The sequence below is a fragment of the Pararhizobium sp. O133 genome, assembly GCF_051669845.1.
In the GTDB taxonomy this organism is placed as follows: domain Bacteria; phylum Pseudomonadota; class Alphaproteobacteria; order Rhizobiales; family Rhizobiaceae; genus Pararhizobium.
Map to the genome: position 1 here is coordinate 1,231,740 of NZ_CP196426.1, position 25,819 is coordinate 1,257,558.

At 60.7% G+C, this 25,819-nt stretch carries 27 protein-coding genes and 2 pseudogenes; 14 read left to right on the plus strand and 15 right to left on the minus strand.

Annotated elements, in window-relative coordinates; translation table 11 throughout:
• Positions 1-109: 109 nt before the first annotated feature.
• Positions 110-481, plus strand: a pseudogene (locus tag ACST81_RS05660) (DUF1036 domain-containing protein); the annotation flags it as partial.
• A complete protein-coding gene (pyk, locus tag ACST81_RS05665) occupies positions 481-1,920 on the plus strand; it encodes a pyruvate kinase (protein WP_438751878.1) in 1,440 nt (479 codons plus the stop codon). The pseudogene ACST81_RS05660 and the gene pyk, both read left to right, overlap by 1 nt.
• Before the next feature lie 80 nt (positions 1,921-2,000).
• On the opposite strand, the gene ACST81_RS05670 is transcribed toward pyk, so the two are convergent.
• The 6 genes from ACST81_RS05670 to ACST81_RS05695 all read right to left on the minus strand — a co-directional run bounded on the left by ACST81_RS05670 (position 2,001) and on the right by ACST81_RS05695 (position 5,974).
• The gene (locus ACST81_RS05670; protein WP_438751879.1) at positions 2,001-2,999 is read right to left on the minus strand and encodes an alpha/beta fold hydrolase; all 999 of its coding nucleotides are present in this window, start codon (positions 2,997-2,999) and stop codon (positions 2,001-2,003) included.
• 126 nt (positions 3,000-3,125) lie between these two features.
• Positions 3,126-3,719, minus strand: a complete 594-nt coding sequence (locus tag ACST81_RS05675; RefSeq protein WP_438751880.1) for a hypothetical protein — start codon at positions 3,717-3,719, stop codon at positions 3,126-3,128.
• Between the two features lie 171 nt (positions 3,720-3,890).
• Positions 3,891-4,016: a type B 50S ribosomal protein L36 gene (gene ykgO / locus ACST81_RS05680; RefSeq protein ID WP_018327898.1), complete on the minus strand. Its 126-nt coding sequence runs from the start codon at positions 4,014-4,016 to the stop codon at positions 3,891-3,893.
• Between the two features lie 184 nt (positions 4,017-4,200).
• Positions 4,201-5,250, minus strand: coding sequence for a 5-(carboxyamino)imidazole ribonucleotide synthase (locus tag ACST81_RS05685; RefSeq protein ID WP_438751881.1), 1,050 nt, complete (start codon positions 5,248-5,250; stop codon positions 4,201-4,203).
• Positions 5,247-5,711: a 5-(carboxyamino)imidazole ribonucleotide mutase gene (gene purE, locus ACST81_RS05690; RefSeq protein WP_438753400.1), complete on the minus strand. Its 465-nt coding sequence runs from the start codon at positions 5,709-5,711 to the stop codon at positions 5,247-5,249. Before purE ends, ACST81_RS05685 begins: the two co-directional genes overlap by 4 nt.
• A gap of 59 nt (positions 5,712-5,770) precedes the next feature.
• On the minus strand, positions 5,771-5,974 hold the full coding sequence (locus ACST81_RS05695) for a YdcH family protein (protein ID WP_062584015.1): 204 nt from the start codon (positions 5,972-5,974) through the stop codon (positions 5,771-5,773).
• A gap of 241 nt (positions 5,975-6,215) precedes the next feature.
• On the opposite strand from ACST81_RS05695, the gene ACST81_RS05700 reads away from it, so the two are divergent.
• On the plus strand, positions 6,216-6,389 hold the full coding sequence (locus ACST81_RS05700) for a YdcH family protein (protein WP_325465945.1): 174 nt from the start codon (positions 6,216-6,218) through the stop codon (positions 6,387-6,389).
• 189 nt (positions 6,390-6,578) lie between these two features.
• Here ACST81_RS05700 and ACST81_RS05705 read toward each other — a convergent pair whose 3' ends face one another.
• Positions 6,579-6,839 (minus strand): ArsR/SmtB family transcription factor, encoded by a 261-nt coding sequence (locus tag ACST81_RS05705; protein WP_037099983.1) that lies wholly within the window; start codon positions 6,837-6,839, stop codon positions 6,579-6,581.
• A 129-nt stretch (positions 6,840-6,968) separates the two neighbouring features.
• Complete coding sequence (locus ACST81_RS05710; RefSeq protein ID WP_438751882.1) at positions 6,969-7,748, minus strand: sulfite exporter TauE/SafE family protein; 780 nt, start codon at positions 7,746-7,748, stop codon at positions 6,969-6,971.
• 106 nt (positions 7,749-7,854) lie between these two features.
• On the opposite strand from ACST81_RS05710, the gene ACST81_RS05715 reads away from it, so the two are divergent.
• The 7 genes from ACST81_RS05715 to ACST81_RS05745 all read left to right on the plus strand — a co-directional run bounded on the left by ACST81_RS05715 (position 7,855) and on the right by ACST81_RS05745 (position 15,305).
• Complete coding sequence (locus ACST81_RS05715) at positions 7,855-8,508, plus strand: thiamine phosphate synthase (RefSeq protein WP_438751883.1); 654 nt, start codon at positions 7,855-7,857, stop codon at positions 8,506-8,508.
• 9 nt (positions 8,509-8,517) lie between these two features.
• Positions 8,518-9,720 (plus strand): tetratricopeptide repeat protein, encoded by a 1,203-nt coding sequence (locus tag ACST81_RS05720; protein WP_438751884.1) that lies wholly within the window; start codon positions 8,518-8,520, stop codon positions 9,718-9,720.
• A gap of 105 nt (positions 9,721-9,825) precedes the next feature.
• Positions 9,826-10,389: an elongation factor P gene (gene efp, locus ACST81_RS05725; RefSeq protein WP_113105411.1), complete on the plus strand. Its 564-nt coding sequence runs from the start codon at positions 9,826-9,828 to the stop codon at positions 10,387-10,389.
• Positions 10,390-10,456: 67 nt separating this feature from the next.
• Positions 10,457-11,257, plus strand: coding sequence for an inositol monophosphatase family protein (locus tag ACST81_RS05730; RefSeq protein ID WP_438751885.1), 801 nt, complete (start codon positions 10,457-10,459; stop codon positions 11,255-11,257).
• Positions 11,258-11,416: 159 nt separating this feature from the next.
• On the plus strand, positions 11,417-12,517 hold the full coding sequence (locus ACST81_RS05735) for a flagellar motor protein MotA (RefSeq protein WP_438751886.1): 1,101 nt from the start codon (positions 11,417-11,419) through the stop codon (positions 12,515-12,517).
• Between the two features lie 3 nt (positions 12,518-12,520).
• Positions 12,521-13,552 (plus strand): peptidoglycan -binding protein, encoded by a 1,032-nt coding sequence (locus ACST81_RS05740; RefSeq protein ID WP_438751887.1) that lies wholly within the window; start codon positions 12,521-12,523, stop codon positions 13,550-13,552.
• A 109-nt stretch (positions 13,553-13,661) separates the two neighbouring features.
• A complete protein-coding gene (locus ACST81_RS05745; protein WP_438751888.1) occupies positions 13,662-15,305 on the plus strand; it encodes an FAD-binding dehydrogenase in 1,644 nt (547 codons plus the stop codon).
• A 223-nt stretch (positions 15,306-15,528) separates the two neighbouring features.
• Here ACST81_RS05745 and ACST81_RS05750 read toward each other — a convergent pair whose 3' ends face one another.
• Positions 15,529-16,518 (minus strand): Bug family tripartite tricarboxylate transporter substrate binding protein, encoded by a 990-nt coding sequence (locus tag ACST81_RS05750; RefSeq protein WP_438751889.1) that lies wholly within the window; start codon positions 16,516-16,518, stop codon positions 15,529-15,531.
• 127 nt (positions 16,519-16,645) lie between these two features.
• Complete coding sequence (locus ACST81_RS05755; RefSeq protein ID WP_438751890.1) at positions 16,646-18,451, minus strand: ABC transporter transmembrane domain-containing protein; 1,806 nt, start codon at positions 18,449-18,451, stop codon at positions 16,646-16,648.
• 206 nt (positions 18,452-18,657) lie between these two features.
• Here ACST81_RS05755 and rpmE point away from each other — a divergent pair, with 206 nt between their 5' ends.
• Positions 18,658-18,879 (plus strand): 50S ribosomal protein L31, encoded by a 222-nt coding sequence (rpmE, locus tag ACST81_RS05760; protein WP_209852762.1) that lies wholly within the window; start codon positions 18,658-18,660, stop codon positions 18,877-18,879.
• 209 nt (positions 18,880-19,088) lie between these two features.
• Here the strand turns inward: rpmE and rcdA are convergent, their stop codons facing one another.
• From rcdA to ACST81_RS05775, 3 genes are all read right to left on the minus strand, one after another.
• Positions 19,089-19,607 (minus strand): protease adaptor protein RcdA, encoded by a 519-nt coding sequence (rcdA, locus tag ACST81_RS05765; RefSeq protein WP_438751891.1) that lies wholly within the window; start codon positions 19,605-19,607, stop codon positions 19,089-19,091.
• Positions 19,608-19,995: 388 nt separating this feature from the next.
• Positions 19,996-20,184, minus strand: a complete 189-nt coding sequence (locus ACST81_RS05770) for a DUF1192 domain-containing protein (RefSeq protein ID WP_438751892.1) — start codon at positions 20,182-20,184, stop codon at positions 19,996-19,998.
• Positions 20,181-21,458 carry an MFS transporter gene (locus ACST81_RS05775; RefSeq protein WP_438751893.1) on the minus strand — a complete coding sequence of 426 codons (1,278 nt, stop codon included), beginning with the start codon at positions 21,456-21,458 and terminating at the stop codon, positions 20,181-20,183. Before ACST81_RS05775 ends, ACST81_RS05770 begins: the two co-directional genes overlap by 4 nt.
• Positions 21,459-21,643: 185 nt before the next feature.
• Here ACST81_RS05775 and ACST81_RS05780 point away from each other — a divergent pair, with 185 nt between their 5' ends.
• The 3 genes from ACST81_RS05780 to ACST81_RS05790 all read left to right on the plus strand — a co-directional run bounded on the left by ACST81_RS05780 (position 21,644) and on the right by ACST81_RS05790 (position 23,846).
• On the plus strand, positions 21,644-21,802 hold the full coding sequence (locus tag ACST81_RS05780; RefSeq protein WP_438753804.1) for a hypothetical protein: 159 nt from the start codon (positions 21,644-21,646) through the stop codon (positions 21,800-21,802).
• A 147-nt stretch (positions 21,803-21,949) separates the two neighbouring features.
• The gene (locus ACST81_RS05785) at positions 21,950-23,458 is read left to right on the plus strand and encodes a sensor histidine kinase (RefSeq protein WP_438751894.1); all 1,509 of its coding nucleotides are present in this window, start codon (positions 21,950-21,952) and stop codon (positions 23,456-23,458) included.
• Positions 23,436-23,846, plus strand: a complete 411-nt coding sequence (locus tag ACST81_RS05790) for a response regulator (protein WP_438751895.1) — start codon at positions 23,436-23,438, stop codon at positions 23,844-23,846. Before ACST81_RS05785 ends, ACST81_RS05790 begins: the two co-directional genes overlap by 23 nt.
• Positions 23,847-24,168: 322 nt before the next feature.
• Here the strand turns inward: ACST81_RS05790 and ACST81_RS05795 are convergent.
• Positions 24,169-24,337 (minus strand): annotated as a pseudogene (locus ACST81_RS05795) (DapH/DapD/GlmU-related protein); the annotation flags it as partial.
• 432 nt (positions 24,338-24,769) lie between these two features.
• Entirely contained in the window at positions 24,770-25,690 is a 921-nt protein-coding gene (locus ACST81_RS05800; RefSeq protein WP_438751896.1) for a PhzF family phenazine biosynthesis protein, read from the minus strand.
• Positions 25,691-25,819 lie beyond the last annotated feature (129 nt).

Consider the following 25,819-nt stretch of genomic DNA (forward strand, 5'->3'; position numbering starts at 1 on the left):
AACCGTGTCCAGATATCCTTTTTCCAGACTGAATGTGCGGAATTGGGCGCTCGGCGCCATCATTCTTGCTGGTCTGACGGTGTTTTCGCCGGCTCTGGTGACCAGCGAGGCCCATGCGGAGTTTCGAGTGTGCAATGGCACGCAGAACCTCGTCGGCGTGGCCATCGGCTATCGGGCCAAGGAAGGCTGGATCACGGAGGGCTGGTGGCAGGTTCCCGCGACCACATGCGCGACCCTGATCGAGGGCGAACTGCAATCACGCTATTATTATCTCTACGCTGAGGATGCGGCCCGCGGCGGCCGATGGACCGGCGGGGTCAACATGTGCCTCGCTGAAAACGAGTTCAAGATTACCGGCGTGCAGGATTGCTTCGCGCGCGGTTTCCAGCGGGTGGGATTCAAGGAATACGACACGGGGCGTCAGGGAAGCTGGATGGTTCAGTTGTCCGATACCCCAGGGACTCAAGAAAGCCACAACTGATGAAGCGGAATAGAAAAGTCAAAATCCTCGCCACGCTCGGCCCGGCGTCGAACGAAGAAGAGATGATCCAGAAGCTGCATGAAGCAGGTGCTGATCTCTTCCGGATCAACATGAGCCATGCCAGCCACGACATGATGCGCACTTTGATCAAGCGCATCCGGAACGTGGAAGAGCGCTGTGGCCGTCCGATCGGCATTCTCGCCGATCTGCAGGGGCCGAAGCTGCGCGTCGGCAAGTTTGCCGAGGGCAAGGTCGATCTGGTTCCCGGCCAGACCTTCACGCTCGACAGCAACGAGGCGCTCGGCGACGCCAAGCGTGTCTACCTGCCGCATCCGGAAATCCTCGAATCCGTCAAGCCGGGCCACCGCCTGCTGATCGACGACGGCAAGCTGCATTTGCGCGCTGAAAAGTGCGACGGCAAGTCCATTGTCTGCAGCGTTGTATCTGGCACGAAGATTTCCGATCGCAAGGGCGTCAGCCTGCCGGACACGTTGCTCGGCGTCGGCGCACTGACCGAGAAGGACCGGTCCGATCTCGATGCCGTCTTGGAGACCGAAGATGTCGACTGGGTTGCCCTGTCGTTCATCCAGCGCCCGGAGGACCTGTCCGAAGTCCGCAAGATTTCGCGTGGCCGCGTCGGCCTGATGTCGAAGATCGAAAAGCCGCAGGCAATCGAGCGGATCGACGAGATCATCGAACTGTCCGATGCGCTGATGGTCGCCCGTGGCGACCTCGGCGTCGAAATGCCACTGGAAGCCGTTCCGGGCCTGCAGAAGCAGTTGATCCGCGCTGCCCGTCGCGCCGGCAAGCCGGTCGTCGTTGCAACGCAGATGCTGGAATCGATGATCTCCGCGCCGGTGCCGACCCGCGCCGAAGTCTCCGATGTCGCGACCGCCGTGTTCGAAGGCGCCGATGCGATCATGCTTTCTGCCGAATCGGCTTCCGGCGATTATCCGGTCGAAGCGGTTGCGACCATGGCGTCCATTGCCAGCAAGATCGAAACCGATCCGCACTATCCGGGCATCATCTACGCCCAGCGCACGCCGCCGGAAGCAACCGGCGCCGACGCCATCTCGCTCGCCGCCCACCAGATCGCCGAAACGCTGAAGCTGTCGGCCATCGTCTGTTACACGTCGTCGGGCAATACAGGCTTGCGTACCGCGCGCGAGCGTCCGCAGGTGCCGGTCATCGCCCTGTCGCCGGTTATCCAGACGGCCCGCCGTCTTTCTGTTGTCTGGGGCCTGCACTGCGTCGTCACCGGCGATGCAACCGACCTCGACGACATGGTCAATCGCGCCTGCCGCATCGTGGCGAGCGAAGGTTTTGGCAAGCCGGGCGACCGGGTGATCATTTCGGCTGGCGTGCCGTTGGGAACGCCGGGCGCCACCAACATGCTGCGCATCGCCTATATCGGCTCGGACGGCCTCAGCGGCGTCTGAACCCGATTATACGGAAACGAGAAAAGCCGTCGGATCGCTCCGGCGGCTTTTTGTTGCATCACGTCAGGCGCCCGAAGTCGCTATTTGACGACGACAATCCGCGCTTCGGCTTCAGCGGCCAGCTTCTTCAGGTTCCGTTTCCTCCCGGCGACACTCTCGATGGCGGAGATAGCGAGGTCGGTGACGATATAATCCGGTTTGTGCCCGAGGTTGTGGATGGTGAGGAGCGTCGATCCGTCGATGGCCTCGTGCAATTGGCGGGAATGGATTTGCGGATAAACGACATTGTCGGCGTCGCCGGTGATGATCACGGTCGGTGCCTTGATCTCCCGATATCGCGGCGAGACACGCTTCACATATTCCAGCAGGTTGGCGATATCGATGGCGTTGTTGCGAAAAGCGCGAGGCCGGATGGCGAGATAGGCGGCTGTTTTCTCGATATAATTGTCCGGCCGGGGATTGGGCGCGAAGACCGCCTTGGTCGCCTTGTCGATGGCGGCAAGACCTGCGGGAGGTGCCACCAGCGTCGAAAACAGCCAGCCGAGCACCGGCGTCTTGGCCACCGAATAATACCATTCGATGCCGCCCGGCCAGGGATGGGTGGCGGGGGAGAGGAACACGAGGCCCTCGACCATGTCCTTATGGTTCAGCGCGAAACTTGCGGCAATGGCGCCGCCGAAGGAGTGGCTGACGATGATCGCCTTACGGATGCCGCGCTTCTTCATCAGGGCCGCGATCGCATCCGCCTGGCCGTCCGGATAGGCATTCCGTGGGCCGCCGCGATCGGAAAAGCCAAGCCCCGGTCGGTCGAGAAACAGCATCTCGGCACGCCCCTCCAGCTTGTCGCGAAAGGCGCCCATCGGATCGCGCAGATTGGCGCTGGCGCCGTGGATGAAGACGAGGGTCGGCAGGTCCGCAGTCTTTGGGCGCGGCACGTAGACGCTGTTCATCCGGTAGCCGCCGACATCGATTAGTTCGCCCTGGTTCGGATTGTTCTTCTCGAAGGCGGCAGCCTGATAGGCACTAAAGCCAAACCCTGTGGCGAGTGCTGCGAGAAAGACGGACGCGATAAACAGCATGATTTTCCTGGAGGCGAAATACATCAATCAATCTCTCGCGCACTGCACGCATACGCAACCGGCCGGATGGAATGGTATTGTGCTGATACGTTGGGGAGGAGTGCCCGGTTTCGTCCCAGGGGCGAATTACGTGCGATTGCCGGCAAGTTTTTCCTCAAGCTCGCCAAGCTGTTCTTGCGCCTTGCGGTCGGCCGGGTAGATATCGAGGAATTGTTCCCAGGCTCGCAGCGCCAGTTCGTCCTTGCCGGCCGACGTCAGGATCGCCGCCATGCCGGCGAGCGCGCCGAAATGACGAGGCTCAATCGCCAGCACGCGGTTGATGTCGGACATGGACTTTCGATAGTTGCCCATCTGGTAGTGCAGCGTCGCGCGCTGGTTCCAGCCTTCGACATAGTGCGGGGAAAGGGCGATGACCTGATCGAGCATATCAAGCGCCGCAGCCTGGCGGTTCGCTTCCATCGCCTTGGCCGCCCATTGCATCAGCAGATTGACGGAGGCGCTTCCGGAATCCTGCCATTCGATACGGATTCGCTCGGAAATCTCGCGCGCCTTGTCCGGCTCACGCTCCCGCTTCAATTCGCCAAAAAGCGTCTCGAGTCGGTGCTTGGGCGTCGTCAGTTCTGATGTCGCGGAGGCCTGCGAAGCATCTGCCGCATGAAGGGCAGGGCTGCCGATGAGGGAGGCTGCCAGAAAAGAACCGAGAATCAAAGATGAAGACATGATTTTAGCCATGGCAGATAAGGTAGTCCGCCATGGCCGAAGATCAAATCAAATTTGAGACATCAATATGCTGAACCGCCGCGCGCCGTTTCCTCCCGGAACAAGGGCAGCGCAACGCGCTCAATCCATTCACGAAATGCCGGAAAGCACGCTTTCCGACGCGCCAATGGATCAGCCCTGACGGGCCTTGAAGCGCGGGTTCAGCTTGTTGATGATGTAGATGCGACCCTTGCGGCGAACCAGACGGTTTTCGCGGTGACGGGCCTTCAGCGACTTGAGCGAATTTTTGATCTTCATTTTTCTGATCCGCGGTTTTGGCGAATCTCACTTCGCCGGTCTTTAACAATCAAAAGCGCGCTTGCAGACCGTCAGGGTCGAGCGCGCTCTTAGGGTGGCAGGCAAATAACCCGGCATCGTAAAAGTGTCAACCACAGAGAGCCGGTTTTCGCAGGGGCTTGCGGCTTTTCTGTGGGTTAAAACCCTATTTCAGCCAGGTGACATGCCCCATCTTGCGCCCGGGACGTGCTTCCGTCTTGCCGTAAAGATGGACAAGCGTGTTGGGCTTGGCGAGCCAGGACGGCACCTCGTCGATGTCGTCGCCGATCAGGTTCTGCATCACGCAATCGGAGTGGCGCGCACCATCCGACAGCGGCAAGCCGGTGATGGCGCGGATATGCTGCTCGAACTGCGAGACGGCACAGGCGGCTTCCGTCCAGTGTCCGGAGTTGTGGACGCGCGGGGCGATCTCGTTGCAGACCAGCGTGCCATCGGCCAGCACGAAGAATTCGACGCCGATGACGCCGACATAGTCGAGCGCCGTCAGGATCGCCGTGGCGGCAAGCCGGGCTGCTTCCGCGGCTGCTTCGTTCACGGAGGCCGGAACGGTCGATGTATGGAGTATCCCGTGACGATGGATGTTTTCCGCCGGGTCGTAACAGGTGATCATACCATTGGTGCCGCGCGCGGCGATGATCGAGATTTCCCGTTCGAAGGGAACGAAGCTCTCCAGAATCAGCGGAACGCTTCCAAGCGCCGCGTAAGCATCGGCCGGATCGTCGGCGGCGCTCTTGAAGACGCGCTGTCCCTTGCCGTCATAACCGAGGCGGCGGGTCTTCAGAACGCCCTGGCCGCAGAAGTCGGCAAGCGCCGTATCCAGTTGTTCCTGGCTGTCGACGGCGTGGAAGCGTGCGGTCTCGATGCCGCAGCCGTTGAGGAACCGCTTTTCGGTGACACGATCCTGGGACACTTCCAGAGCTTTGGCGGGCGGACAGACCGGGCGCGTGCGGGCGAGCAGTTCGGCGGCTACGACCGGAACGTTCTCAAATTCGTATGTGATGACATCGCAGGTATCCGCAAGCTCTCGCAGTGCGGCTTCGTCGTCATAGGCGGCGATGATCTGGCCATTGGCGACTTGTGCCGCCGGACAATCGGCCTGCGGTTCCAGAATGATGGTGCGGAAATTGAGACGCGCCGCCGCCATGGCGAGCATGCGGCCGAGCTGGCCGCCGCCGATGATGCCGATCGTTCTCATGCGTTGTCCACGGGATATTCTGCGACCGATGCGCTCTGCTGTTCGCGCCAGTCGTCGAGGCGGTCGGCAAGATCGGGGTCGCTCAATGCCAAGACGGCGGCGGCGAGAAGTGCTGCGTTGACCGCGCCGGCGCGGCCGATCGCCAGCGTGCCGACGGGGATGCCGGCGGGCATCTGCACGATCGAAAGCAGGCTGTCCTGGCCGGACAGCGCTTTCGACTGGACGGGAACGCCGAACACGGGCAGGGGTGTCATCGCCGCCGTCATGCCGGGCAGGTGGGCTGCGCCGCCGGCGCCGGCGATGATGACCTTGAAGCCCTCGTCGCGCGCGCCCCTCGCAAAATTGATCAGCCGGTCCACGGTCCGATGCGCCGAAACGATGCGCGCCTCATAGGCGACATCGAGCACGTCAAGCATATCGGCGGCATTCTTCATGGTTTCCCAGTCGGACTGGCTACCCATGATGATGGCGACGGGCGGAGTGGCTGCTTTCGTCACGTCTTCGTTCCTGTAGGGCCGGATCAGGCGATGATATCAGGGATGATCTGGTCTTCGATCTTGGTGATCTTATCCTTGATGATCAGCTTCTTCTTCTTCATCCGCTGGATGCGCAGGGCATCGCAGCCTGTCTGGATCATCGCATTGATCGCGACGTCATAATCTTCGTGTTCCTGCCTCAGTCGAGCTACGCCCAGTCTGAGTTCGGCCTGATCCTGATCTGGCATGCATGTTCCCCGTCGGCGCCGGCAGAAGTCGGTCTGCCATCCGTATCAAATCGTCGTCGCTCTAGCACAGAATTGTTGGTAACGGGAAGTTATCCCAATACCAAATCTCGTGAGCCGGATTTGGCGCCAGCCACGATTTCGCCTTCGACAAATGAAAAATAGCGTGGCACACTACCCCGGTTACAACGTGGAACATCCGGCATTTGATGGCCGGGTGCAAGCAAAAGGAAGGGACTGCCACATGACCATTGAGGCTCATCTTGCAACGCTTGAGAAAAAACATGGTGTTCTGGAGCAGGAGCTCCATTCGGCTCTCACGCAGCCGTCTGTCCATGACCAGCACATCGCCGACATCAAGCGTCGGAAGCTGCGCTTGAAGGACGAAATCGAGAAGATTCGCTCTTCATCTCACTGATTAGGTAAAGCAATCTCATTCATCGGGAGACTTTTGTTCCAACGTATGAATTGACGACCGGACGAAGGAAGACAATCCAGAATCGGCTTCAAGCGTTGTTGATAAGCGGGCTCACCGGGTGCGGACATGACGTTCGCCGGAGCCCGCGGTAGCGAGTTTCCCGATGTCTGGCCTTTCAGGCCGCCATCCTCAAGACCAGAACTGATCCAGCCACAGATTGACCCGGTCGAAACCGGGCTTGTTGATGGCGTAAATCCGTTTCGTGCCGCTTGCCGAGACCGAAACCAGATTTGAATCCAGCAAAGCTTTCAGATGCTGCGACACGGCAGGCCGGCTGATCGGCAAGCCTTCCGCCAGTTCGTTCACGGTGCGGGGAGCGCGTCGTAACTCCTCCAGCAGGTAGCGCCGGTTCGGGTCCGAAATCGCATCGAAGGGATCTGCGTGTGACATGGGCAAAAGCTAGGGGAATTCAACGCGGTGGGCAAGTAAATTGTGCGTTGCGGTAAGAATTTTGCTGCGCGGTATGCAAGTACTCCGAGCGGGATTATGCGGTTATCCTGCGGGCGGATTTCCGCCAAATCACTGCGCGATCGTCAGCGCCATCATGCCATCGTAGCAGAGCTTCATTCCGGCCAGGAACGCCATGGAATACATGAACGGATAAAACACCTGCGGCTGCATGCGCCGCACGATCCAGGCGCCGGCCATTGTCGCCAGCATGGCGAGTGGGAACAGGGTGACGGATGTCGTCAGGTTGCTCATGTCGAGCTGGCCGAGGGCGAAGTAGGGAATGAGCTTGACCGCATTCAGGATGGCGAAGAAGCGCACCATCGTTCCGGTATAATCGCGCGGCGGCAGTTTCAGCGGTAGCGCATAGATCTGGAAGGGTGGGCCGCCGGAATGGGCAACGAAGCTGCCGTAACCGGCAAAGGAGCCGAAAAAGATCGCCGGCAGCGTCCGGTGCGGCTTGGCGGGGATAACGATGCCCTGCCGCGCCCGCCAGGTGTTGTAGGCGTAGCGCAGCACGAAGAGCACGGTGATCAGGCCGATGATCAGCCGCAACATGTCGCGGGAGACATAGGCCGAGGTCGCCCAACCGATGCCGATGCCGGCGAGCGCTCCGGGAAGCAGCATCGTCAGCGTCTTGTGGTCGCCATAGTGGCGCCAGGTCCAGAGCGCGACGATGTCCATGGCGATCAGGATCGGCAACAACAGGGCCGCGGCCTGCACCGGCGACACGACCAGTGACAGGATCGGCACGCCCATCATCGAAAGGGCTTCCCCCATGCCGCCCTTGCTGAAGCCGACGAGCAGGACTGCGGGGATGGCGATGGCATAGAACTGAATATCGGGAAGCATGGGGTACCGGTTGATCCTTTGGCCCGCAGGGTCTATCGCTTTTGCGGATCGAAATCGAGTAGGGATGGTGCGCGCGGATGCGCATTTCATCGGAAACAGAGACATTATGAGCAATCAAGACAATCGCTGCCGCCTGGTCCTCATCGTGCCGGATATCGCCGATATCGACAGCCGTACCGCGATCCTGGCTGGCGCGCTGCGCGGTGGCGACGTGGCGTCCGTCATCGTCCCGCAATACGGGCTGGACGACCACACATTCCAGAAGCACGCCGAAGCCTTGGTGCCGGTCATCCAGGACGCCGGTGCGGCTGCCCTGATCGCCGGCGATACGCGCGTCGCAGGACGGGCCAAGGCGGATGGCCTGCATATCACCGGCAATGCGACGGAACTGGCCGAGGCGGTCGAAAAATTCGCACCGAAGCTGATCGTTGGCGGCGGCAATGCCGCCGATCGCCACCACGCATTGGAAATCGGCGAAATTCGTCCGGACTATATTTTCTTCGGCAAGGTCGATGGTGATATCAAGCCGGAAGCGCATCCGAAGAACGTGGCGCTGGCCGAGTGGTGGGCGTCGATGATCGAAATTCCCTGCATCGTCATGGGCGGGACTGATCCGGATTCGGTATTGACCGTTGCCGAGAGCGGTGCCGAATTCGTTGCGCTTCGGCAGGCTGTTTTTTCCGAGCCTGAACAGGCGCCCGTGATTGTTGCCAGTGTCAACGCACTTCTTGACGAAAAAGCGCCACGGTTTGAAGCTTAAGACATTTTCATGTTGATCCGTCCCTCTACATCGCTGCACCGATTCCGGCTGTTTCTGCTGTGTGCCGTAGCCTTTACGGCGCCGGCCGGTCTTTACGCGCAGACGGGGCTGCCCGGTGTCGATGAGCCGGTGGCGGTCAAGATCGACGATCAGCCGGCAGCGGAGCAGAACGAGATCGATGAAGGCGCCGCGGCCAAGCGCGGCCGGATCACGCCATTCAATGGCGCGGCGCTGCCGGAAGGTGAAATTCCGCCCTTGCAGTCTCCGGAAGAGGCCAGGAAGGCGGACCAGAAAGCCCTTGAACCGTCGAATGGCGTGAACGTGCTGGAGCGGATGGGTGCGGCCTTGCCGTCGCTGCCGAAGGAAAAGCCGTTTACCGGCAAGGCGGACGATGCCTATGGTGCGTTTCAACGCGGCTATTACCTGACGGCGATGGAACTGGCTCTGCCGCGGGCACAACTGGGTGATGCAGCGGCGCAGACGCTGGTTGCCGAAATCTTCTCGCAAGGGCTGGGCGTAGCCCGAAACACCAAGGACGCGGCCTTCTGGTATGGTCAGGCGGCCAATGCCGGCGATCCAGGCGCCATGTTCAAATACGCGCTCATGCTGATGGAAGGCCGTGACGTTCCGCGCGACAAGAAGCGGTCCGAGGAACTGATGAAGAAGGCGGCCGATCTCGGCAATTCTTCGGCGCAGTTCAACTACGGACAATTGCTCGTTGCCGACATGCCCGGCGAAAAGGGTCTGAAGGCGGCCTTGCCTTATTATGAGAAATCGGCCGAGCAGGGCATTGCCGATGCGCAATATGCACTTTCGCAGATTTATCTGAATGTCGATGGAATCGACGAGAACAAGCGTTCGATGGCGCGCGGCTGGCTGATGCGGGCGGCAAAAGCCGGCTTCGATACGGCCCAGCTCGATCTGGCGATCTGGATGGTCGATGGCATCGGCGGCGAGCGCAATCTCGAGGAAGGCTTCAAGTGGATGCTGCGCGCGGCGCGCGGCGGCAATGTGGTTGCCCAGAACAAGCTGTCGCATCTCTATATCAATGCCATCGGCACGCGGCCGGATCCGGTCGAGGCCGCCAAGTGGTATGTCCTGTCGCGCCGGGCCGGTTTGAAGGATCTTGCGCTCGAGGATTTTTATCTCGGTCTGAACGACGACCAGCAGAAAGCAGCCCTAAGCGCTGCCAACAAATACCGCTCGTCCTAAACGCTGTTTTGTCGCAAGACTTGAACTTTCGGGGTTTTTGTGGTCTTGAGGCGCCGGATTGACTGGCCGATAAGGCCGCACGGAATTCTGTAGGGTCTGCTCCCCATGAAAATCAATGGCAATGAAATTCGCCCCGGCAGCGTGGTGGAACACAATGGCGGTCTTTGGGCCGCGGTGAAATGCAACACGGTCAAGCCGGGCAAGGGTGGCGCCTTCAATCAGGTCGAGCTCAAGAACCTGATCGACGGCACCAAGCTGAACGAGCGCTTCCGCTCGTCGGAAACCGTCGAACTGGTCAGTCTCGAACTGAAGGACTTCCAGTTTCTCTACGAACAGGGCGATGCGCTGGTGTTCATGGACAATGAGAGCTATGAACAACTGGAACTGCAGAAGGATTTCGTCGGCGATCGCGCCACCTTCCTGCAGGACGGCATGATGGTGACGGTGAAGCTCTACGACGAGAAGCCGATCGGCATCTCGTTGCCGGACCAGGTGGTGCTGACGATCGCGCAGGCCGATCCGGTGGTGAAGGGGCAGACGGCAGCGTCGTCCTACAAGCCGGCGATCATGGAAAATGGCGTGCGCGTCATGGTTCCGCCGTTCGTCGAGACCGGGGAGCGTATTCTGGTCGACACCAATGAAATTGCCTATCTCCGCCGCGCGGACTGATCCGCAGCGGCACGTCTAAAATTCTCCGGTCGTTGATGCGGCCGGTTTCTGTTCGAAGGAAGCCACGATGGCACGCTCAGCTCTTCTCAATGTCATGGTTCAGGCCGCGTTCAAGGCCGGAAAGTCCCTGGCGCGCGACTTCGGCGAAGTGCAGAACCTGCAGGTTTCCCTGAAAGGTCCCGGCGACTACGTCTCGCAGGCTGACCGCAAGGCCGAGAAACTGGTCCGCGAGGAGCTTTTGAAGGCACGCCCGACCTATGGGTTCCTTGGCGAGGAAAGCGAAGAGATTATCGGCACCGACGGCGCGCATCGCTGGATCGTCGATCCGCTGGATGGCACGACCAACTTCCTGCACGGCATCCCGCATTTCGCCATCTCGATCGCGCTGGAGCGCCAGGGCGAGGTGGTTGCTGCGGTTATTCTCAATCCGGCGACCGACGAACTTTACACCGCCGAGCGCGGCGGCGGCGCCTTCCTCAATGATCGCCGCCTGCGCGTCGCGGCCCGCAAGAGCCTGTCGGATGCCGTCATCGGCACGGGCACACCGCATCTGGGCGCCGGCAACCATGGCACATACCTGATCGAACTGCGTCACGTCATGGGCGAAGTCGCCGGCGTGCGCCGCATGGGTGCTGCCTCGCTCGATCTCGCCTATGTCGCAGCCGGCCGGTTCGACGGTTTCTGGGAGCGCGGCCTGATGCCGTGGGACCTCGCCGCAGGCATTCTCCTGATTCGCGAGGCGGGCGGCTGGGTCGCCGATATCGACGGCGGCAACAAGCCAATCGAGGACGGCACGATCGTTGCCGGTAACGAATATATCCGCAAAGCCCTGCACGATGTGCTGCATCGGCCGATTCCGGGCAAGTAAGCCCGGAAATGATTGAGACGGCGGCTGTTGTGTGTCGTCGCCGTACTCTGTTGTTTCCCCTTCAATTTGGCACAAAGTTCCTCTAGTCTCCGGACCAGCATCGTCGCGACCGCTTATGCGGACGGGTTGCGGCCCTGAAAAACCGGAGAAGTGAGCCTCATGGCGAAATTGGAACTGTCGGGATGGGATGCCGGCGGAGAGTTGAACGAGGGGTATAATCCCAACAAGCTGACGAGCCCGATGGTCTTCTTCTGGACCATGGTGTTCTTCCTGATCATCGTCGGCTTTGTCGGTGCGATCCTGTTCCGTCAGGCGCACGCGGCGTTCATGAGCAATCCTGGCCTGAACGGGCTGATCCTCGGCGTGCTGCTGATCGGTATCCTTCTCGTCTTCAATCATGTGCTGGGGCTGCGGCCCGAAGTGCGCTGGTTCAATTCCTTCCGCGCTGCCGGTAGCGCCGAGAAGGTCGGCCGCGACCCCGTGCTTCTGGCGCCGATGCGGGCGCTGATCGGCCAACGGCTCTCGATGGCGATCTCCACTGCCGCCCTGCGCTCCATTCTGGATTCGATCGCAACGCGTCTCGACGAATCGCGCGATACCTCGCGCTATCTGATCGGCCTGCTCGTCTTCCTCGGCCTGCTCGGCACCTTCTGGGGTCTGCTCGGCACGATCGGATCGATCAACACGGTCATCCAGTCGCTCGATGCGGGATCTGGAAGTACGCAGGATGTGCTGGCTGCGCTCAAAACCGGCCTATCCGCACCGCTGACCGGCATGGGCACCGCCTTCTCCACCTCTCTGTTCGGCCTCGCCAGCTCGCTGATCCTCGGCTTCCTCGACCTGCAGGCCGGCCGCGCGCAGAACCGGTTCTATACCGAGCTTGAAAACTGGCTGTCGTCGGTGACCGATGTGGGCTCTGATCTTACGGCAGCCACGGTAACGCCAGGCGCTGCTCCGTCCGACGATCTCCGCCTGCTGACGGAACAGCTATCGCGGCTCAACCAAGATGGCGGCATGAGCCAGCGGACGACCGCGGCCATGGCAAGCCTGGCGGAAGGTATTCAGGGCCTGGTCAAGAACATGCGTGGTGAACAGCAGATGTTGCGCGACTGGATCGAGGCGCAGCAGGAAGAAGCGAAATCGATGCGCAAGACGCTCGACAAGCTCTCCGCCCGCATCGGCCATGCCGACAAGGCGCCCGTGCACCCGGATCGTTCGCCGCCGAAGCTTGCCCGCGTCGAAGACGCCGGGGGGGAATGATCGATGGCACTTGCGCGCAAGGGCCGCAGCCAGAGGACCGTCGATTACTGGCCGGGCTTCGTCGATGCCTTGTCGACACTGCTTCTGTCCATCATGTTCCTGCTGTGCGTTTTCGTGCTGGCGCAGTTCCTTCTCAGCCGTGAAATCAGCGGCAAGGACGATGTGCTGAACCGGCTAAACAGCCAGATCAACGAACTGACCCAACTCCTGGCGCTGGAAAAGGGTGGCAAGCAGGATCTCGAGGATTCGCTGGCGAACCTTCAGGCCTCGCTTGCGACTTCGGAAGACGAGCGCTCCCGCCTGCAGGCGCTGCTTCAGCAGGGTGCCGGCAGTTCGGACAGTGCCAACCAGCAGATCGGTGACCTGACGGGCAAGCTGGACGCTGAAAAGCAGGCCAGCGCCCGTGCGATGAGCCAGATCGACCTCCTGAACCAGCAGATTGCCGCCTTGCGCAGCCAGATCGCCGCCATTGAAGGGGCGCTTCAGGCGTCTGAGGCCAAGGACGAGGCATCACAAACGAAGATCGCCGATCTCGGTCGCCGCCTCAACGTGGCGCTGGCACAGCGTGTGCAGGAGCTGAACCGCTACCGCTCCGATTTCTTCGGCCGTCTGCGTGAAATCCTGTCCGACCGCGAAAATATCCGCATCGTCGGCGACCGGTTTGTGTTCCAGTCGGAAGTGCTATTTCCTTCCGGCGGAAACGAACTGAACCCGGCGGGTCAGGAGGAAATGGTAAAGCTTGCGAATGCGCTGCTCGATCTCGCCAAGGAAATTCCGGCGGAGATCAACTGGGTTCTGCGTGTCGATGGTCATACCGACAATGTGCCGCTTTCAGGTACGGGGCGTTATGCAGACAACTGGGAGCTTTCCTCGGCGCGTGCGACTTCCGTGGTCAAGTTTCTGATTTCAAAGGGCGTTCCGGCGGATCGCCTGGTGGCGGCCGGTTTCGGTGAATTCCAGCCGATTGCCGAGGGCGAAAGCCCTGAGGCGCGTTCGCAAAACCGCCGCATCGAGTTGAAGCTGACCGAAAAATAGTGATCTTTCCCTTCTCTTGGCGAAGTTGGCCGGAATCGACTGACTTCGTCGTTGCCCTGACCTTTACGTGTTCGTAAGCTGGCGCCGGGAAATGCGGCGGAGGGATGCGATGGATTGCGATGTGCTGGTGATCGGAGCCGGGCTTGCCGGTCTCGTGGCGGCGGTGGAGGCCGCCGACCGGGGACTGCGCGTCATCGTTCTCGATCAGGAGGGCGAGCAGAATCTTGGCGGACAGGCCTTCTGGTCGCTTGGCGGGCTGTTTTTCGTCGATAGCCCCGAACAGCGGCGTATGCGCATTCGCGATACGCTCGATCTCGCCCGTCAGGACTGGATGGGTTCGGCGCAGTTCGATCGGCCCGAGGATTTCTGGCCGCGCCGCTGGGCGGAGGCCTATCTCGATTTTGCCGCGGGAGAAAAGCGTAGCTGGCTGCATGCCCAGGGCATGCGCTGGTTTCCGTTCGTCGGCTGGGCGGAGCGCGGCGGCGGGCTTGCCGACGGCCACGGCAATTCGGTGCCGCGCTTTCATGTCACTTGGGGAACCGGTCCGGGTGTTCTCGCACCGTTCATCGCAAGGGCAAGGGCGGCGGAGGTGAAGGGGCGCATCCGGTTTCGCTTTCGCCACCAGGTCGATGAATTGATGGTCAGCAACGGGGCCGTCACTGGCGCCCGTGGATCGGTGCTCAAAAATGACGGCGTGCCGCGTGGTCATCGCAGTTCGCGCGAGGTGGTCGACGAGTTCTGGTTCGAGGCCGGCGCGGTGATCGTTTCGTCGGGCGGTATCGGCGGCAATCATGACATGGTGCGCCGGCAGTGGCCGGTCGATCGGTTAGGTCCGGCGCCGGGGCGCATGGTGAGCGGCGTGCCGCATCATGTCGACGGGCGGATGATCGAGATCGCCGGACATGCGCGCGGATCGATCATCAACAAGGACCGGATGTGGCACTACACCGAGGGCCTGAGGAATTTCGATCCGATCTGGCCGGATCACGGCATCCGCATCCTGCCCGGGCCGTCCTCGTTCTGGTGCGATGCCAATGGCAACCGGTTTCCCGCGCCCGCCATGCCAGGCTTCGATACGCTTGGCACGCTGAAGGCGATCGGCCGCAGCGGCGCGGATTACAGTTGGTTCATCCTGACCAAGGCGATCATCAAGAAGGAATTTGCCCTTTCGGGGTCCGAACAGAACCCAGACCTGACCGGCAAGGATATTCCGCTGCTCCTCAAGCGGCTGGGAAAGAACCCGCCGGGCCCGGTCCAGGCCTTCATGGACAAGGGCGAGGATTTCGTCGTTCGCGACCGGTTGGAGGATCTGGTCGAGGGCATGAATGCGCTGACCGGCCAGAGGCGCCTGTCGCTCGACCATCTACGCCGCCAGATCGAGGCGCGGGATCGGGAGGTCGACAATCCGTTTTCCAAGGACGCGCAGGTCACCGCTATTCGTGGCGCCCGCAACTATCTCGGCGACCGATTGATGCGTACCGCGAAGCCGCACCGGCTGCTGGATCCGAAAGCGGGGCCTCTGATCGCCGTGCGCCTCAATATCCTCACCCGCAAGACCCTCGGTGGCCTGCAGACGGACCTCGACGGAAGGGTGGTGGAACTGTCGGGCGAGCCCGTGCCGGGCCTCTACGCGGCCGGAGAGGTCGCGGGCTTTGGTGGCGGCGGCATGCACGGCTATAATGCGCTGGAAGGCAGCTTCCTCGGCGGCTGCATTTTTTCTGGTCGCGTCGTGGGACGCAGGGTCGGAGCTTAGGTCAGCCCATCGGCAGTTGCCGCTTTAGGTTGAGTTACCTTGATATTCGGGGGCTGCCGCCATCTCCCTCTTCGCCCCAGCGGGGAGAAGTGCCGAGTGAAACGAGGCGATGAGGGGGACGGCGAAGCCGGCGCGAGCGGCGCACTCCAATGGTGGCCTTCGGCCCCCTCATCCGGCCCTGCGGGCCACCTTCTCCCCGCTGGGGAGAAGAGGAAACCCGAAATCAATCCAACTGAACGTTGGCATCCTTGACGACCGGCGCCCATTTGGCGAGTTCGGCGGTCACATGCGCGCCGAGTTCTTCCGGGGTGGAGGCGACGATGGTGGCGCTGAAACCCTTCATCTTTTCAGCAACGGCCGGATCGGCGAGCGCCGTCTTGGCAGCCACGTTCAGCCGATCGATCGCCTCTTTCGGCGTTCCCGCCGGTGCGAAAAGGGCATTCCAGGTATAGGTCTCATAGCCGGGAATGGTTTCCGCGATCGTCGGGACGTCCGGGAAGGACGGGGCACGTTCCTTCGTCGTGACGGCCAGCGCCCTTAGTGTGCCGGACGTGATGTGGCCGGAGGAGGAGGGAAGGTTGTCGAACATGATCGGCACCTGGTTGCCGATGATATCGTTCAGCGCAGGCCCGGACCCCTTGTAGGGCACGTGCTGCATGCTGACATCAGCCATGCTCTTGAACAGTTCTCCCGACAGATGCAGCGGCGTGCCGTTGCCCGAGGACGCGTAGGAATATTTCTCCGGTTCGGCCTTCAGGAGCGCGATCAGTTCGGCGACATTCTTGACCGGCAGTTCGGGGTTGACGACCAGCACGTTCGGCACGACGACGAGCAGTGAGACCGGGGCAAAATCCTTTTCGGGATCATAGGGCTTGGTCTTGAGGATCAGTGGATTGAGCGCATGGGTGGCAACCGTTGCCATCAGGATCGTGTAACCATCGGGCTCGGAGCGTGCCACGCGGTCGGCACCGAGATTGCCGCCGGCACCGGCGACGTTTTCCACCACGACCTGCTGGCCGAGTTCCTCTGACATTTTTTGCCCGATGATACGGGCGACGACATCCGTCGAGCCGCCGGCGGCAAACGGGACAACCAATGTCACCGGCCGGTCCGGAAATCCTTCAGCCCGGGCCGCGCCACCCAAGGCGAGCGCGGATGTGGCTACGACCGCAAGCCCGAGTGCGGTCCGACGCTTCAACAAAGACAATGCCATTCCAATCTCCTCCCAAAGACGTGCCGTCCGAAAATGGCGTCATGACCATTTCCGCGATGAACAATAGCGCGGCCTGCCCTCACTGCAACGGGGGGAGGGAGATTAACCGTTAGCCAATAGTCGAAGATCAGCCGAGCGAGACGATATTGCTCGCGTCGCGGTCGTCGTGATCGAACTGCAGGCGGGCGAGCTTGGCGTAAAGGCCGCCCTGGCGGACGAGCGAGGCATGTGTGCCTTCCTCGACGATCCTGCCCTGATCCATGACGAGGATGCGATCGGCCTTCAGCACCGTTGCCAGCCGATGAGCGATGACCAGCGTCGTGCGTTCCTTCATCAGGCCATCCAGAGCCTTCTGGACCAGCGTCTCGCTTTCGGCATCGAGCGCCGATGTCGCTTCGTCGAGCAGCAGGACCGGGGCGTTCTTCAGGATGGCGCGTGCAATGGCGATGCGCTGTCGCTGGCCGCCGGACAGGGTGATTCCACGCTCGCCGACCTGGGTGTCATAGCCTTGATCCAGCTTGGCAATGAACTCGTCCGCTTGCGCGGCAATCGCCGCTGCCTTCACCATGTCGCGGGAAGCGGCGGGCAGGCCGAAGGCGATGTTGTCGTGGATCGAGGCGGCAAAGATCGTCACATCCTGAGGGACAATGGCGATGCGGCGGCGCAGGGCTTGCGGATCGACGCTGCGGATATCGACTCCATCGAGTGCGACTGCGCCCTTGACCGGATCGTAGAAGCGCAGGAGGAGCGAAAAGACCGTGCTCTTGCCGGCGCCGGAAGGGCCGACGACTGCAACGGTTTCGCCCGGCTTGACGACGAAGCTCAGCCCCTTGACGCTCTTGTAATCCGGGCGGGAGGGATAGGCGAAATGGACGTCGTCGAAGGTGACCGCGCCGGTTGCCGGTTCGGGCATCGGAACAGGATCAAGTGGTGCGGCAATCTCGGGCTGCTCGTCGAGCAGTTCGTTCAGGCGTTCGGCGGCGCCTGCCGCTTGCGAGATTTCGCCCCAGACTTCCGAAAGCGCACCAAGACTGCCGGCGGCAAAGACGGAGTAAAGCAGGAACTGGCCGAGCGTGCCTGCCGACAGCGTACCGGACAGGACATCCTGCGCACCGAACCAGAGAACCGCAACGACGCTGCCGAAGATCATGGTAATGGCAAAGGCGGTCAGGACAGAGCGGGCCCTGACGGCGGCGCGGGCTGCATCATAGGCGCTCTCGACGGCGCCGCCATAGCGGGCCTGTGCTGCCATCTCGCCATTGAAGGCCTGCATGGTGCGCGAGGCTGCGATTGCCTCGCCGGCATAGGCGGAGGCCATCGCCAGCGTATCCTGCGCCTCGCGCGAGCGGCGGCGCACGGAACGACCGAAACCAACCAGCGGGAAGACGATGACCGGAATGGCGGCAATGACGAGGCTCGACAGCTTCGGGCTGGTATAGACCATCATGCCGATGGCACCGAGACAGAGGATCGTATTGCGCAGCGCGACCGAGGCGGTCGCGCCGACGGCGGACTTGATCTGGGTCGTGTCCGCGGTCAGTCGCGATACGATCTCTCCCGACTGATTGACGTCGAAGAAGGAGGGAGACAGCCGGGTGACGTGATCGAACACATCGCGGCGCAGGTCCGAGACGATCCGCTCGCCGAGCGTGATGACGAAATAATAGCGGGCGGCGCTGGCGAGCGCCAGGATGATCGCCAGGATCATCAGCATCGAGAAATAGGTGTTGATGAAGCCGGAATCGGAGGTCGAGAAGCCGTGGTCGATCATGCGTCGTACGGCCATCGGCAGCGTCAATGTCGTCACGGCGGCAGCGACCAAGGAAATGCCGGCGCCGATGACGAGATTGCGGTAGCGCCGGATATACGGCAGCAGCTTGGCCAGGGGGCGGACGGACTTTCTTGCCCCCTGTTGAACGACCTCATTCGACACATGACCTCCAGTGCCGAAGAAGCCCGCGAATCTCGCATAAGTCTTCTCCGGCGGTACTTGTTATCCCACCAACCATCATGTATAGGCACGGCATCAAATTGGGAAGCCGTGGTCCCTCAAGTGGTCTGCGGCTTCATTTACGTGTTCGGTCCCCCTGCCGCAATGGCTTGCGACAATTGGACCCTGGAACTTGCAGGAAGATTGTTATGAAGGCTGATATCCATCCCGCTTACCACATGATCAAAGTCGTCATGACCGACGGCACGGCATACGAGACCCGTTCGACCTGGGGTACCGAAGGCCAGACCATGAACCTCGAAATCGACCCGAAGTCGCATCCGGCCTGGACCGGCGGCAACCAGCAGATGCTGGACCGCGGCGGCCGCGTTTCCAAGTTCAAGAAGCGCTTCGAAGGCCTCGGCCTCTAAGCCTCTGCAGCTTGCTTCGATTTTCGGAAAGCCCGGTTCGTCCGGGCTTTTTGCGTTGGCGTCTGCAAACTCTCATGAAGCTCCGCCGAGCGCCTCGTTGCAGGCCGCGGGTGCGTTGAGAGATGCTTGCGAGAATCGAGAAAATATCATCGTCATAAGCAAAAAACCGGCCAATGGCCGGTTTTCGCATCAGTCCGTATTCGTAATGGTTAGTTGGTGCCGAACGCCGTCTGCAGCAGGTTGAGCTGCGCCTTGACGCCGTTCTGGTTGTCCGGGGTGAAATTCTGGGCGTCCTGCGGGCGATAGATTTCGCGGTCGAGCAGGGCGACGCGGTTCTGCAGGCGCAGTGAGCGATCGATCAGGTCGCGGAAACCTTCCGGCAGATCGTTCCATCCCGGGGCGGTGCGATCGACGTTGAAGCTGTCGAGGCGGACCTTGTTCTTTTCAGACAGGACCTGCTCACGATTCATCTCGCCATTGTTGACGGCGCGCTGCAACAGCAGCCAGGATGCCATCTGCATCAGGCGGGTGGTGAGACGCATCGATTCAGCTGCATAAAGCACGGACGCCATGCGCGGCAGGACCTTGGATGCGGCACGGCCGGTTCCGTCGAGATAGCTTGCGGTTTCTTCGACCAGGCCCATGCCTTCCGCGTAGAGCGCCTTGAACTGCGCCGAAGACGCAGCGTGCCCCGCGAAGCTCACAGTATTGAATCCCCGTTCGGACATGGTCTCATTCCCTGGTTAAACGCATCAACTTGGACAGGTAACGAGCGGGTTAACAGAAAGTTTCCCGCCGCTCGTCTTATGATTTGAACATGATCCCATAGCGCATTTCGCGCAAGCCCATTCTTAAGAAAGGGTTAATCTCCACAATTCTTTGAAACTTGTCCGCAATAAAGCAAAAAAAGAGCCGCGAAGGCGGCTCTCAAGGTAAAACAGGGAGAAAAATCAGACCATTCGCCAATCGGGAAATCGTCTGAGTCCAGAGCGATCCGGATGTGTTAGTAATATCTTATAAGGCTTAATGAAGCGTTAAGGAGCCGCGATTCACGCTTAATTGATGTCCTATTTTCGACAGACCGGCATGATTTCCGAGCGGGAAGGGATGAAAGTATTAACGAAAGATACTTTCGGCCGCCGAGCGGCTCGCCGTTTTCCTCACCCGTTCCGCATCGAGACGCTCGATTTCTTCCTTGAGCAGGATGATTCGCGCTGAAAGTTCACCGGCGGAGAGGAGGCTCAGGTCGCAGCCGATTTCATGGGGTGGCTGCTTTTTCGGGCGATCGTCATCGAACAGGCTCATTCCGGCCTCCGCGCAGGTTGCTCGTCGTTCTGCTCCTCAAGCGGTGCAGCGCGCGGCGAAAGCTGCAGGCTTTCCGGCGTCGTTAGCGTGCCCGGGTTGATGGTCGAGTAGGCGTCGCGCTCGGAGGCCGGCAAGGCGGCGCGCATGCGGCTGCGGAAGATGGCGTAGGCCGTGATCAGGACATGGGCGCAGGCGGTGATCATGAACAGGCCATAGGGGCCGGTGACGGTCATGATCGGGCCGCCGATGGTCGGGCCGATGATCGTGCCGATGCCGTAGAGCAGGAGCAGGCCGCCGGAAATCTTGACGAAATCCTCCGGCGTCGCGAAGTCGTTGGCATGCGATACGGCGATCGGATAGAGCGCGTTGGCGGCCGCGCCATAGATGCCGACCAGTGTCATTAGCATGATCACATGCGTCGGCTCGATCAGGAAGACCAGAAGGCCTGCGACAGCGGCGACTGCGGCAAGGGCCGCCAGCACGTAGCGGCGGTCGATCATGTCGGACAGGCGGCCGGCGGGGAATTGCATGACGGCGCCGGCGAAAATCGTCGTACTCATCATCAGCGCGACATTGCTGTCCGTCAGGCCGACCTGCCGGCCGAAGACGGCGCCGAGCGTGCCATAGGCACCATTGGCGACGCCGACGAGCAGGATGCCGAGGAAGGAGATCGGTGAATTGCGATAGAGCGCCCGCAGGTCGAGACGCACCTGCTTCAAGGGCTGCGGCGAGGCGGCGGTGGAGAGCAGCGTCGGCAGCATGGCCAGGCAATAGACGATACCGCAGATCATGAAGAACAGCGTCGTCGACGTATCGCCGAACGGGATCATCAACTGGCCGCCGACGACACCCATCAGGGTGATGGCGATGTAGAGAGAGAAGATCGCGCCGCGGCTTTCATTGGTGGCGCGCTCGTTCAGCCAGCTTTCGATGATCATCGAGGTGCCGGCCGTGGAAAAGCCGGTGAAGGCGCGCAGGACCACCCACCATATCGGATCGACAAGAAGGCCGGTGAGCAATGCGATGATGGCGAGAAGCGAGGCGAAGCCGCTGAAGGCGCGGACATGGCCAGCGCGCTTGACGATCGTCGGGGCCAGCAGGCAACCCAGCACGAAACCGCTCGCCCAGGATGTGCCGAGCAGGCCGAGCAGCGTCGTCGAATACCCTTCAGTCGTGCCGCGAACCGGCAGCAACAGACTGTGCAACCCGTTTCCAAGAAAGAGAAACAGCGTTCCAAGCAGGAGGGCGGCGACGGGCAGAAGGTTTTTTCGCATGTGAAATCCGCTGGTTCCGGGCAGCAGTGGCAAGGTAGAGCGACACCGTCACAATTGCCAGCCGGAATTTTCGTGAAGGGGAGATTGCAAAAGACAGCACTAGGGCCTAGCGCTGATCGCGCGCAACTGTGACGGACGTGTGACGCTCCGCAAGGTCGCCAGGTTATTTTCCACAAAAGAGAAGAATGATGTCGAAAGCACTGGCGGTGATCCTGCTTCTGGCCATGGCGATCCAGGTGATCAGACCCTTGAATCTTCCCGGACTGCGTCATCGCCGCGATTTCTGGAAAATCGCCGTCTTTGCCATCGCTCTGATGATGTTGACCGTTCTTATCCGCCCATAGCCGCGCCAAGCCAGTGTTTTTACGTCGAAATCTCTCCGTTTCTCCCCTTGCCGGTGATTTTTTGTGCATTAGATCAGCGCTATTGAAGGCCATGCCATACAGCGAGGTTGGTTCGGCCTGCGGGTTGTGAAGGGGACACCGGCAATCATGAATGTTGGACTGGGCGAAGACGATGCCGGTGACTACGAGTTCCTGGGTAACGGTGGTGAGCTCGGAGCGCTCATCCGGACCTATGATTGGGCGCCTACACCGCTCGGACCCGTCGCCCAATGGCCCGGCTGTCTGAGGACCGCGACTTCGCTGCTGCTCCAGTCTCCGGTGCCGATCGTCATGCTTTGGGGGGCTGAAGGCGTCATGATCTACAACGACGCCTATTCCGTTTTCGCCGGCCGCCGCCATCCCCAACTTCTCGGATCCAATGTGCGTGAAGGCTGGGTCGAGATCGCGGATTTCAACGATAATGTCATGAAGGTCGGCCTCGCGGGCAAAACGCTTGCCTACCGGGACCAGGAACTGACGCTGCACCGGAAGGGCTTTGCCGAGCAGGTCTGGATGGATCTCGATTATTCGCCGGTGCTGGACGAACATGGGAAACCTGCCGGCGTCATCGCCATCGTCGTCGAGACCACGGAGCGGGTTCTGGCGGATCGGCGCAATGCGGCCGAGCACGAACGGCTGCAGAAGCTGTTCGAGCAGGCGCCGACCTTCATGGCGATGCTGAATGGGCCTGAACACCGGTTCGAACTGGTCAATCCGGAATATCGCAAGCTGATCGGTAATCGCGATGTGCTGGGAAAGACAGTCGAGCAAGCGCTGCCGGAACTGACTGGACAAGGCTACGTCGAGTTGCTCGACCGTGTGTTCCAGACCGGCGAGGCCGTCAGCCGCTATTCGGAAAAGATTTACATCCAGCGTTCCGGTGACAAGCCGGAAGAGTGCTACCTCGATTTCGTCTATCAGCCGATCAAGAGCGATGACGGCCAAGTCACCAACATCTTTGTTCAAGGATCGGACGTGTCCGAGCGCGTGCGCGCCGAGCACCACCAGAAATTGCTGATCAACGAATTGAATCATCGGGTCAAGAATACGCTTGCCTCGGTGCAGTCAATCGTGGTGCAGACACTGCGTGGCAAGCAATCGAATGACGAAGCGAGCGCCGATATCAGCGGGCGCATCCTTGCCCTGTCGCGGGCACATGATGTCCTGACCAACGAAAACTGGGATGGCGCGGATCTCATCGATGTGGTCAACGCCTCCATCGAGGCCTTTGCCGGTCCGGACAGGAACCGGTTCAGCATATCAGGTCCCGCCATCCGGCTCGGGCCGCGCGCGGCGCTGTCGCTTTCGCTTGCCCTGCACGAACTGTCGACCAACACGGCCAAATATGGCGCTCTGTCGAACGAAGCCGGCTCCGTCGCAATTACCTGGGAGGTGAGAGAGGGCGAGAACGGCAGGATGTTCACCCTTGTCTGGCGGGAGCAGGGTGGACCACCGGCGCCCGCCTCGCCGCGCCAGGGATTCGGATCGAAACTCATCCTGCGTGTTCTGCCAACCGAGTTGGGTGGCACCGCCAGCATCGACTATGCCGAAGCGGGGCTGGTGTTCACGCTCCAGACGTCGGTCGACGCCCTCGATGAAGGTCGGGTCGGTGCGTAACCCGGGTCGAAAACGTGTGCTGCTGGTCGAGGACGAGGCACTCGTAGCGATGCTTGTCGAGGATTTCCTGACGGAGATGGGGTTTTCGGTCGTTGGCCCGGCGATGCGGCTCGAGCCTGCGTTACAGATGGCCGCGACCGCCGAGATCGATTTTGCCGTGCTCGATATCAACCTGGCCGGCAAGCATTCCTTTCCCATCGCACAGGTTCTGCGTCAGCGCGGAATCCCCTTCCTTTTTGCCAGCGGCTACGGCGTTGCAGGGCTGGCGGAGGGTTTCGAGACGGCTCCCGTATTGCAAAAGCCGTTTGACAAAAGCGATCTTGAAAAAGCGATCTTGTCGGTAAATCCAAAGAGCGCGATCCAGAGTATAAATCGATCGGGTATTTGATTTGCTTTTAAAGGGTAGGCAGAAACTTACCAAAAGGCCACTATTTCGCTCTGCCAGACCGCTGCGAAAATTGCGACCGTTATCGCGGCGACAATGAAGATCGGCTTGGCAAACGCGCGATAGACCTTCTCAAAACGTGATGGCTGATGCTGCGGAAGAGGCTGATGGTTCGCAAGAACATCCGTCAGTTTCCTGAGAGAGCCGGCGCTCTTGAGTTCTTCCAATCGATCCAGAAAGAGCGGTACATCCGAATAATCCACGCCGATCGTTGATTGATCCAGGTGATAGTCCCACCACTCCGACTTTAGCAGACGCTCGACCAGCACGGGCTCGAAACGGTATCGAATGATTTTTGCAGGCACGCCGCCGACAATGGCGTAAGGCGGCACGTCTTTCGTGACGACGGCGCCAGCGGCGACAATTGCACCCGTGCCGATCGTGACGCCGCAAAGCACCACGGAATTGGCGCCGACCCAGACATCATGGCCAATCCTGGTACGGCGCCGGTTTCGAGGATGCGGCGACGCTTTCGCCTTCATCGCGGCGAAAACCGGATTATCGAGGTAACGTGGACTGTTATACACCAATGAATGCGTGCTCAGGCGGTCCGTGGGATGCTCGGTCAATCCGATCGCCGTACCCGTGGCGATCGAGCAATACCGGCCGACATCGGTCTTCAGAACCTCTGCTGTACCGATAACGTAGGAAAAGGCACCGAATGTAGACTGCTTGGTATTTTTCTTTTTCGCCTGGAAGGGTTCCATTTCGCCTCACGTGTCGGCTCAGCCGGAAGTCGCTTTTATCCGATTATATCAATTTGGAAAGATGAATCGACCGCACATGACGCCAGGCCTGTCGTTCTTAACAACCGGATTGACGCAGGAATTCGTATTTCAGCGCGGGATAACCATCGGTCTTGAACATTACAGATGTATCATGCCGCTCATGACCGCAGCGCACCGCCCAGCGATCCTGACGCCGCTCACCTTTCCGCCAGCTTTGCGGACTTGGACGTCGATCAGGCTTCTGCGCCCCATTTCGACGCCCTGTTCAATGGTGATGTCGATAACGATATCTTTTTCCGGAAGCAGTGAGGTCAGGAGTGCGCCGAGTGCACCGGACGCGCTTCCGGTCGCTGGATCCTCGATGATATTATCGAGCGGGGCGAACATCCGGGCACGCAGGTGCCACGGGTTTTCCGGCAAGCGCGTGTAAAGGAAAAGTGCAAACTGATCTTCCTCTGCGGAGTATCGCCGCCCGGCCTGAGCGAAGGCCGCGGTGTTCGGGCAGGCTTTGCCAAGCGTCTCAAGATCGTCAAGTTCAGCGATTGCGAAAGGCAAGCCGACCGAGGCGATGACGGGAGCATGAGTCATGCGGCGGATCGCCCGGATATCGAGCGAGGCACAGCGGGCAACAGTATCTTCGTCAATCACCGTCCCGCGAGAGAGCGGCTGCGGTGCAAGAATACTGGCGGCAGCCACGCGTCCGTCCGCATCGCGTGTAAGGGTTGCCTCGACAATGCCCGCCTTTTCCTCGAACCGGAGAACGTTACCGGCTGGCTGGTCGAAAATGTCGGGCTGGTTGCCGAGAACGAAGGCCGTGCCGACATTGGGATGACCGGCAAACGGCACTTCCATGGTCGGCGTAAAGATGCGGACCTGCGCGGTGTTGGCAGCGTCTCGGGGTGGCAGGACGAAGGTGACTTCCGAGTAGCGAAACTCGGCGGCGATGGCCTGCATCTGCGCGTCCGTGAGACCACGCGCATCCGGAATGACGGCAAGCTGGTTGCCGGAAAACCGCTCGCTGGTGAAAACGTCAACCGTGACGTAAGCAACGCTCTTCATGTTGGCTCCCAACTCATCCGCACATAGGAATAGCGTGTGCGGCGAAACGAGCGAACACGGTTCTTGTCACCCTGACAATCATTGGTGTCGCGAAATGGAAAAAGCCCGGCCGCTTTCGCGATGCCGGGC